General features: G+C 69.3%; 9 protein-coding genes. 2 read left to right on the forward strand and 7 right to left on the reverse strand.

The annotated features are described in order from the left end of the window. Positions 1–355: DoxX family protein (locus ON21_RS12205; RefSeq protein WP_245562564.1), on the forward strand; the 355-nt coding region annotated here is incomplete at its 5' end. 73 nt (positions 356–428) lie between these two features. On the opposite strand, the gene ON21_RS12210 is transcribed toward ON21_RS12205, so the two are convergent. The 7 genes from ON21_RS12210 to ON21_RS12240 form a co-directional block, all read right to left on the reverse strand. After that, the gene (locus ON21_RS12210) at positions 429–2,015 is read right to left on the reverse strand and encodes a GMC family oxidoreductase (RefSeq protein WP_039797949.1); all 1,587 of its coding nucleotides are present in this window, start codon (positions 2,013–2,015) and stop codon (positions 429–431) included. A gap of 105 nt (positions 2,016–2,120) precedes the next feature. Next, positions 2,121–2,699, reverse strand: coding sequence for a TetR/AcrR family transcriptional regulator (locus tag ON21_RS12215; RefSeq protein ID WP_039797950.1), 579 nt, complete (start codon positions 2,697–2,699; stop codon positions 2,121–2,123). A 33-nt stretch (positions 2,700–2,732) separates the two neighbouring features. Beyond that, positions 2,733–4,202, reverse strand: a complete 1,470-nt coding sequence (locus ON21_RS12220; protein ID WP_039797957.1) for an FAD-dependent oxidoreductase — start codon at positions 4,200–4,202, stop codon at positions 2,733–2,735. A gap of 14 nt (positions 4,203–4,216) precedes the next feature. Continuing rightward, positions 4,217–4,621, reverse strand: coding sequence for a carboxymuconolactone decarboxylase family protein (locus ON21_RS12225; RefSeq protein WP_039797951.1), 405 nt, complete (start codon positions 4,619–4,621; stop codon positions 4,217–4,219). Further along, on the reverse strand, positions 4,618–5,496 hold the full coding sequence (locus ON21_RS12230; protein ID WP_039797952.1) for an NAD(P)-dependent oxidoreductase: 879 nt from the start codon (positions 5,494–5,496) through the stop codon (positions 4,618–4,620). The genes ON21_RS12225 and ON21_RS12230 overlap by 4 nt, the downstream gene beginning before the upstream one ends. Next, complete coding sequence (locus ON21_RS12235) at positions 5,493–6,245, reverse strand: SDR family oxidoreductase (RefSeq protein WP_039797953.1); 753 nt, start codon at positions 6,243–6,245, stop codon at positions 5,493–5,495. The genes ON21_RS12230 and ON21_RS12235 overlap by 4 nt, the downstream gene beginning before the upstream one ends. Positions 6,246–6,278: 33 nt before the next feature. Next, on the reverse strand, positions 6,279–7,745 hold the full coding sequence (locus ON21_RS12240; RefSeq protein WP_039797954.1) for an aldehyde dehydrogenase: 1,467 nt from the start codon (positions 7,743–7,745) through the stop codon (positions 6,279–6,281). Between the two features lie 298 nt (positions 7,746–8,043). On the opposite strand from ON21_RS12240, the gene ON21_RS12245 reads away from it, so the two are divergent. Continuing rightward, positions 8,044–8,696, forward strand: a 653-nt coding sequence (locus tag ON21_RS12245) for a cytochrome P450 family protein (protein ID WP_039797955.1), incomplete at its 3' end; no start/stop codon positions are given.

Raw genomic sequence — 8,696 nt, forward strand, 5'->3', positions numbered from 1 at the left:
TATTGCCATGGACATCGCCTACATCGTCGCCACGGTGCTCGCGGCCGCGGCCGCCTTGCTCGCGGCGGGCATCGATGTGCTCCGCGCCGAGTGGGTTCGCACGAACATGCGCGACTACGGCGTTCCGGAGTCGTGGCTGACACCGTTGGCCGTCGTCAAGGCGATCGGCGGGGCCGGTCTGCTGGCGGGTCTGGTGATTCCGCCGATCGGCGTGGCCGCGGCGACGGGGTTGGTGCTCTACTTCGTCGGCGCGGTGCTGACCGTCATCCGGGCGCGGTACTACACGCATATCGGGTATCCGCTGCCGTATCTCCTGTTGGCCGCCGCTTCGCTGGGGCTGTTCGCCGTGTCGTAGGCGCGATGTGCGTTGCCGCCGCACAAGGTGATTCCTCCTGCGCGTCGTGTGCCGCGCAGGAAGGCCGGCGCACTTACCCGGCGAGGATGAACTTGGCCGCCTGCTCGCCGATGAACACCGCCGGTGCGTGCGTGTGCCCGCGGATGATGATCGGCATCACCGAGGCGTCGGCCACCCGAAGTCCCTGTACGCCACGCACTTCCAGCCGGGGTGTGACGACGCTGGCGGCGTCGGTGCCCATCCGGCAGGTGCCGACCGGGTGGTAGAGCGTGTGCGAGTAGGAGTTGAGCGTCAGCTCGAGCACGGCTTCCTGTTCCGCGGGCGCCTGCGGTGGGTAGATCAGCGGGCCGAGCACCGCCTTCATCGACGGCTCCCCGGCGATGGCGGCGCACACGCGCAGTCCGGCCATGATGGCGGCGCGGTCCGCGCCCGCGGCGTCGGACAGATAACGCGGATCGATCACGGGTTTGGCGGACGGGTCCGCACCGGACAGCGCGATCCGTCCCCGGCTCTGCGGACGCAGCAGCACCGTCGCCAGGATCACGCCGTGTTCGGTCGGGTCCTGTAGACCCTCGTAGTAGAACGGCGCGGGCGCGAAGACCAGCTCCAGGTCGGGGAACTCCAGATCCGCCCTGCTGCGGATGAACCCGTACGCCTCGCCGACGTTCGAGGTGAGCATGCCGCGATGCCGGATGAAGTAGTCCAGCAGTTGGCGCGGCCTCTCCGCGCCGAACAGCGAATCGCCCGCGACGCCGTAGCCGATGCCCGCGACCAGATGATCCTGCAGATTTGCGCCCACCTCCGGCGCGTGGTGGCGCACTTCGATGCCGTGGCGGGCCAGTTCGTCACGGTCGCCGATGCCGGAGAGCATCAGCAGCTGCGGGCTGTTGATCGCGCCGCCGCACAGCACGACCTCGCGCCGCGCGGTCACCGTGTGCGTGGCCCCGCCCTGGCGGTACTCCACGCCGACGGCGCGCGTGCCGTCGAACAGCACGCGGGTGGCCAGCGCTTCGCTGCGCACCGAGAGGTTCGCACGACGCAGGGCGGGCCGCAGATAGGCGTCGGCGGTGCTCCAGCGGCGGCCCCCGCGCTGGGTGACCATGGTCTCGGTGAAGCCGTCCGGCTGCGGCCGGTTCGGTGGCTCGACCTGGTAGCCCGCCTCCTGGACCGCGGCCAGGTAGGCGGCGGTGAGGGCGCGCGGGCTGCGCTGCCGGGAGACGTGCAGCGGACCTTCGGTGCCTTCGTCGGGATACTGGGCGTTCTCCACGCGTTCGATGCGCCGGAACTGTTCCACGGCCGCGGCGAAGCCCCACTCCGCGCCCGCCAGCAGCGCCCACTCGTCGTAGTCGGCGCGGAAGCCGCGCACCCACATCATGGCGTTCATCGACGACGACCCGCCGAACATCTTGCCGCGCGGCCAGTAGATCTCGCGGTTCTTCAGCTCCGGTTGCGGCTCGGTGAGGTAGTCCCAATCCACCTCGGAGCGGAACAGTTTCGCGAACCCGGCGGGTATGTGCGCGAACTTGTTCTTGTCCGGCGGCCCCGCCTCCAGCAGCGCCACCGTGGTGCCCGGATCGGCGCTGAGCCGATTGGCCACCACCGCGCCCGCCGATCCCGAGCCGACGACGACGTAGTCCGCGGAAAGCTCACCAGGTTGCACTGTTCCCACTCCGATCTGCACCGACTACGGCAAAGATACGAGCAAGCACGCGCCGTGCGGCCCGGTTTCGGGTAACCGGCTCGAAGTCGTCCGGCATTGCCCCCGCTACCGCAGGATCAGCAGCGCGGAGGCCTCGATCCGGTCGGCGATCTCGGAGTACGACCCGTAGCCCATGCCGGCGCGTACCAGCGCGCCCGCGTAGAGCAATTCCAGCGATTCGACCACGTCCGGATCCGGGTCCGGACCGAGGGCGCGGATGATGCGCTTGCGGATCTCGGCGCCGATGCGGCCGCGCAGATGCTCCACGTCGGGATCGCGGCCGAGCAGCGCGCTGGTGACCGCGCCGGAGAGCTCCTGCTCGTCGGCCACCAGCATCGCGATGTTGCGCAGCTCGGCCACCACCCGCACGGTCGGGTCCGGATCCTCGCTGACCGGCGACGGCGACGCGACCAGCCGCCGCCAGAAGATCTCGGCGACCAGATGCTCCTTCGACGAGAAGTAGGTGTACGCCGTGGCCGTCCCGACCCCGGCAGCCGCGGCGACCATCCGGATGGTCATGCCCGCGAATCCCTCCCGCGCAAGCACTTCCACCGCCGAGCGGGTCAGCTTGTCGACGGTGTCGGCCTGTTTGCCGGAGAGCCTGCGGCGGGTCGCCTCGAGAATGACGGAATCGGGTTCGGACATGTGTCTGGATCCTACTAGGCGGATTGGAACGGTTCAGTTCTTGGCCGCCGCGATGCCGGCCCTGCGCCCGTAGAAGCTGCCGTCGCCCAGCGACGCGCCGCTGACGTAGCCGCCCGCGCACAGACCGGAGGTGCACCGGCCCGCCGCGAACAGGCCCGGGATCGGTTCGCCGGAGACGTGCAGCACCCGGGAATCCAGGTCGGTACGCAATCCGCCCAGGGTGAAACCGGCCGTGAAACCGCGCATGTCGAACGCCGCCACCGATCCGCGCAACGGGCGCAGCCATTCCGGTTTCTTGCCGAGCAACGGGTCCTCGCCATTGGCGGCGTGCAGGTTGTAGCACTCCACCGTGGCCTGCAAGGCCTGGCCGGGCAGGCCCATCTCGGCTTCCAGTTCGGCGATGGTCTCCGCCGCCCAGGTCGGAGGCCGGCGGAAGAACGGGGTGGAGGTCTCGGTGGTCAGCGCCTCCTCGTAGGACGCCTCATCGATCACCAGGTACGCCTGGTTGTCCTGCTGGATCAGCGTCGCCTGGCCGATCCGGCCGGGGTAGGTGTCCTCCTGGATGTAGCGCTGGCCGCGGCCGTTGACCAGGATGCCGCGCGCCATCAGCTGCGGATCCCCGAAGAAGGCCACCTCGGTCGCGTCCATGTGCGCCAGTTCCGCGCCGAGCGCCTGCGCCAGCCGGATGCCGATGCCGTCGTGTTCCTCGATCGCCGCGGCGGGCCTGCCGATCAGCCGCGGCGCGTAGCCTTCGATCATCTCCTTGTGATAGGCGAAGCTGCCGGTGGCCAGCACGACGCCGCGTTCGGCGCGGATGGCGACCGGTTTGCCGTAGCGACGGGCGAGCACGCCGACCACGCGATCGTCGTCGTCGACGATCAGCCGCGCGATCCGCATGTCGTACTCCGCGCGGATGCCGAGCGCTTCGGCGGTGTCGGCCAGCGGTTTCATGAGCATCCAGCCGCCGCCCTTCTCCCCGGTGCGCTTGTCGGCCATCTGCGGAACATGGCCGCGCGGAGCGGGTCTCGCGATCGCGTTGAAGGGCGCGGCGTTCTCGCCGCCGGAATACATCAGCCCCTCGTCGTGCGGCGGCTCCCACCCCGGTTCGCCCCAGAACGCCTCGCGGAACGGCACGCCGCAGGACACCAGCCAGTTGAAGTGCTCGACGCTGCCGCGGCAGTAGTCGGCGATCTTCGCCTTGTCCACGCCGGGACCCAGCGCCGCGAGCAGGAAGGTCTCCATGTTCTCGGGGGTGTCCTCGAACCCGAGGGCCTGTTGCAACGGTGTGCCGCCGCCGAGGTAGATGAATCCGCCGGCCAGGGCGGCGGCGCCGCCCCAGCCGCCGGTGCGCTCCAGGACCAGCACGTCCGCGCCCGCGCGGGCGGCCTCGATGGCGGCGCAGACGCCCGCGATGCCGTATCCGGCGATGACGACGTCGGCGCGGTGGTCCCAGTTGTCGACTCGGCTCGCGCGCAGGGGGCGAATGGTGGTGGCGTCGGACATGGTCAACGGATCCTTCACTGTTCGGCGGGCGCGGACTGCGCGCGGGCGGCCTTCTTCTGCTGCGCCACAATCGTGCCCACCAGGATGTCGAGTTTGGTGCCGTTCGGCCAACCCACGTAGTGACACAGGAACACCGCGATCTCGTGCAGCTGGTCTTCGGTGAGTTCGCCGTTGCGCAGCGCGGCTCCGATCTGGATGCCCGCGGTGTCGATCGCGCCCTGCGCGGCCAGCGCGCCGAGCAGCAGCAGCCTGCGGTCGCGGATGGTGAGCCCGGGCCGCGACCAGATGTCGGCGAAGAGGTGGTCGGCGGTGACGGCGAAGTGGGCGCCGGGGTATTCCTGGAATTCCGTGCCGTAGACCTCGGCCATCCTGGCCAGTCCGCGCTGCCGCACGGAGTCGTCGGAACCGTTGTCGCTCATGAGGATTGCCTTTCCGATGCGAGGGTGCCCGTCCCGACGCCGAGTCCGGGGCCGAGGCGGTCGATGGCGAGTCCGGCCAGCGGCAGCGCGACGCCGAGCCGTTCGCCCAACTCCAGGGCGAGACCCAGGTCCTTCTCTCCGAGGTCGCGCACGTGCCGCAGGATCGGCAACCAGAAGTCGCCGTCCTGGATCGGTGCGGTGGTGTCGCGCAGCATGATGGCGCCGGGGCCGCCGGTGACCGCGTCGGAGTGGCGCACCACCTTGCCGAGCGCGGTGAGGTCGAGACCGGCCGCTTCGGCCAGCCGTTGCGCCTCGGTGGCCGCGGTGAAGGAGACGAAGTGCAACAGGTTGCGCGCCAGTTTCATGCGTGTGCCCGCGCCGACCGGCCCGGCGTGCACGATCAGATCGGCGAAGCAGCCGAACGGTTCGCGCACCTGCTCGAACGCCGCCGCGCTTCCGCCGACCATGACCGCGAGCGCGCCGCGGTTCGCGCCGGGGGCGCCGCCGCTGATCGGCGCGTCCACCAGTTCGACGCCGCGGTCGCCGCAGACCGCGCCGAGTTCCTCGGCGGTGCGGTCGCTGATGGTGGAGTGCACGGCGACCACGGTGCCCGGCGCCGCGGTCCGCAGCAGGCCCTCCGGTCCGGTGATCACCTCGCGCACCTGGGCGTCGTTCACCACGGTGATCGAGATGACGGTGGCCTGGCGGGCCAGTTCGGCGGCGGAGGCGACCGAGTCGGCACCGGCCGCGAGGAACGGTTCGACCGCCTCGGGACGCGTATCGCACACCGTCAGCCCACCCGGCCATTCCAGCAGGCGCTTCGCCATCGGCGCGCCCATGTTGCCGAGGCCGAGGAATCCGATGCGAGCGCTCATGATCGCACGATCTGTCCGCCGTCGACGTTGAAGATCTGCCCGGTGACCCAGCTCGCCTCGTCCGACAGCAGGTACAGGCAGGCGCCGACGAGATCCTGCGGCGTGCCCATCCGCTTGAGCGGAAGGCGCTTGACGATGTCGTCGACGATCACGTCGGGGGTGACCGACTTGGTGGCGTCGGTGTCGATCGGCCCCGGCGCGATGGCGTTGACGCGGATGTTCGACCCGCCGAGCTCGAAGGCCAGTTGCTGGGTCAGGCCGTTGATACCGGTTTTGGCCAGCCCGTAGAAGCTGGAATACAGCCACGCGGCGGTGGAGGACTGGTTGACGATCGATCCGCTGCGGCGCTTGGACATGTGCGGCCACACGGCGCGGGTCATGACGAGCGCGCCGTCCATGTTCACGCTCATGAACTTCTTGTAGTAGTCCCACGGCACGGTCAGCAGCAGGTTCATCTTCATCTCGCCGTAGATGGCGGCGTTGTTGACCAGGTGGTCGATGCCGCCGAACTCGGCGACGGTGAAATCGGCGAGCGCGGTGGCGGATTCGGGATCGGACACGTCGACCTGCCCGAACACCGCGGTGCCGCCGTCGGCGACGATCTTCTCGACGACCGCCGCGCCGCCCTCGGCGTTCTTGTCGGCGACGACGACGTTCGCGCCTTCGGCGGCCAGCGCTTGCGCGTAGGCGGCGCCGATGCCTTGGGCGGCGCCGGTGACGATGGCGGATCTTCCCGTGAAACGGGCCATGGAGTTCAGCTCCTCTGTGTTGTCCCGCGGCGGTCAGGCCGCGGTGGCGATGACTTTCGTCTCGAGGTACTCCTCGAAACCGGCGATACCCATCTCACGGCCGAGGCCGGATTGCTTGTAGCCGCCGAACGGGACATCGGCGGAGTACCAGATGCCGCCGTTGACGCCCAACGTCCCGGTGCGCACCCTTTCGGTGACGTACCGGATGCGCTCGGGGTCGGTGCCCCACACCGAACCGGAGAGGCCGTAGGGTGAGTCGTTGGCGATGCGGACGGCGTCCTCGTCGCCGTCGTGCGGGATGATCACCAGCACCGGACCGAAGATCTCCTCGCGGGCGACGGTCGAGCTGTTGGGGACGTCCGCGATCAAGGTCGGTTGGACGAAGAATCCGCGCTCCCGGTCCGGACGGCCGCCGCCGACCACGATTCGTCCGCCTTCGGCGCGCGCGATGTCGAGGTAGCGTTCGACCCTGGCGCGCTGGCGTTCGGAGATCAGCGGCCCGCAGACCGTACGCGGGTCGGCGGGATCGCCCGGCTCGATTCCGCCGAGCGTGGCCGCGGCCGCCTGGACCGCTTGGTCGTAGGCGGCGCGCGGGACCAGCAGCCGAGTCGACAGCGCGCAGCCCTGGCCCGCGTGCACGCATACCGAGAACGCCGCCACCGAGCAGGCCGCCGCGATGTCGGCGTCGTCGAGCACGATGAACGCCGACTTGCCGCCCAGTTCGAGGAACGCCTTCTTCACTGTCGTGGCGGCGCCGGTCATGACGGCGCGCCCGGTGGCGGTGGATCCGGTGAAGCTGATCATGTCGACGCGCGGGTCCGCGGTGAGCCGGGCGCCGAGCGCGTGGTCGGCGGAGGTCACGATGTTCACCACGCCGGCCGGGATGTCGGTCTCCTCGGCGATGATGGCGCCGACCGCCGCCGCGCACCACGGGGTGTCGGGAGCGGGTTTGAGCACGACGGTGTTCCCCGCGGCGAGCGCGGGGCCCAGTTTGGCGAAGTTGATCTGGTGCGGGAAGTTCCAGGGCGTGATCGCGCCGACCACGCCGATCGGCTCACGGCGCAGCAGCCTGCGCGTCTTGATGCCCATCGGCTCGGCAACGCCCAGATCGGTTTCCCAGGCATAGGTCTCGGGGAGTCCGGCCGCATAGCCGAGGTCGGCGACCGGGCCCTCCAGCTGCGGCCCGCTGGTGAGCATTCGGGGCGCGCCGGCCTCGGCGATCGTGATCTCGCGCAGTTCCTCGACGTGGGATTCCAGCGCGGCGCGCAACTGCGCCAGGCAGTGCGCCCGGAAGGCGTGATCGCGCGACCAGTCCGTCTCGTCGAACGCGGTGCGCGCGGCGTCGACGGCCGCGTCGAGGTCGGCCGCGTTCGCGTCGGCGGCGAGACCGAGGACCTCCTCGGTCGCGGGGTTCACCGTCGCGAAGACACCGTCGGCGCCCTCGACCAGCTTTCCGCCGATCAGCAAGCGGGACCCGTCGGCGGGCAGAAGGCTGCTCATGGATTACTCCGATACTGTCTGGACACGTGTACGGAATATAGTCTCGGAACGCGATCGGTGGCAATAACAGGTTCTAACTCTGCCATTCTCGTCGCGATCGGGTTGTGAAGTGGCATGACCGGCGCCTGCGCTCTCTGCGCATACCGGCCCGAAGTGGAGAAGTGGTCGTGGGTCGGATGATTGTCGAGAGCGAGGATACGATGGTAGTGTCCAGACACATGTCCAGTTATCTGTCTTCGCTCGGGTCACCCTGCGGTGCCGCGTGGCGGAACGTGTTATCGAATTCGGAGTGTGGGCGATGACGGCTGTGGTGGGGCCGCTGGTGTTCGACCCGTATGACTACGTGTTCCATGAGGATCCGTATCCGATGTATCGGCGGTTGCGGGAGGAGGCGCCGCTGTATCACAACCCGGATGTGGGGTTCTGGGCGTTGTCGCGGCATTCGGATGTGGTGGGGGCGTTCCGCGACAGTGTGCGGTTGTCGAGCGCGAACGGGGTGTCGTTGGATCCGGCGGCGTGGGGGCCGCACGCGCATCGGACCATGTCGTTTCTGGCGATGGACGACCCGCGGCATATGCGGATGCGGCGGTTGGTGTTCAAGGGGTTCACCCCGAAGCGGGTCGCGGAGATGGAGGACCGGATCCGGGGGTTGACGTTGTCGTATCTGGAGCCCGTGGTGTCCGGTGGCGCCTTCGATTGGATCGATGAGGTCGCGGGCAAGTTGCCGATGGATGTCATCTCCGAGTTGATGGGAGTGCCCGCGGTGGATCGGGGGGAGATTCGCCGGTTGGCGGATCTGGTGGTGCACCGCGAAGACGGTGTGCTGGACATCCCGATGGCCGCTGTCGAGGCATCGATCACACTGCTGGGCTACTACACGGAGATGGTGGCCGAGCGTCGGCGTGCCCCGAAAGAGGATCTGACCTCGGCGTTGCTGGGCGCGGAGATCGG

Origin of the sequence: Nocardia araoensis NBRC 100135 (assembly GCF_000308435.1) — a bacterium.
GTDB classification, from domain to species: domain Bacteria; phylum Actinomycetota; class Actinomycetes; order Mycobacteriales; family Mycobacteriaceae; genus Nocardia; species Nocardia araoensis.

Coding starts and splice junctions, on each gene's coding strand:
- ON21_RS12230 (WP_039797952.1), bottom strand. CDS start 5,496: ATGAGCGCTCGCATCGGATTCCTCGGCCTCGGCAACATGGGCGCGCCG.
- ON21_RS12225 (WP_039797951.1), bottom strand. CDS start 4,621: ATGAGCGACAACGGTTCCGACGACTCCGTGCGGCAGCGCGGACTGGCC.
- ON21_RS12220 (WP_039797957.1), bottom strand. CDS start 4,202: ATGTCCGACGCCACCACCATTCGCCCCCTGCGCGCGAGCCGAGTCGAC.
- ON21_RS12235 (WP_039797953.1), bottom strand. CDS start 6,245: ATGGCCCGTTTCACGGGAAGATCCGCCATCGTCACCGGCGCCGCCCAA.
- ON21_RS12215 (WP_039797950.1), bottom strand. CDS start 2,699: ATGTCCGAACCCGATTCCGTCATTCTCGAGGCGACCCGCCGCAGGCTC.
- ON21_RS12240 (WP_039797954.1), bottom strand. CDS start 7,745: ATGAGCAGCCTTCTGCCCGCCGACGGGTCCCGCTTGCTGATCGGCGGA.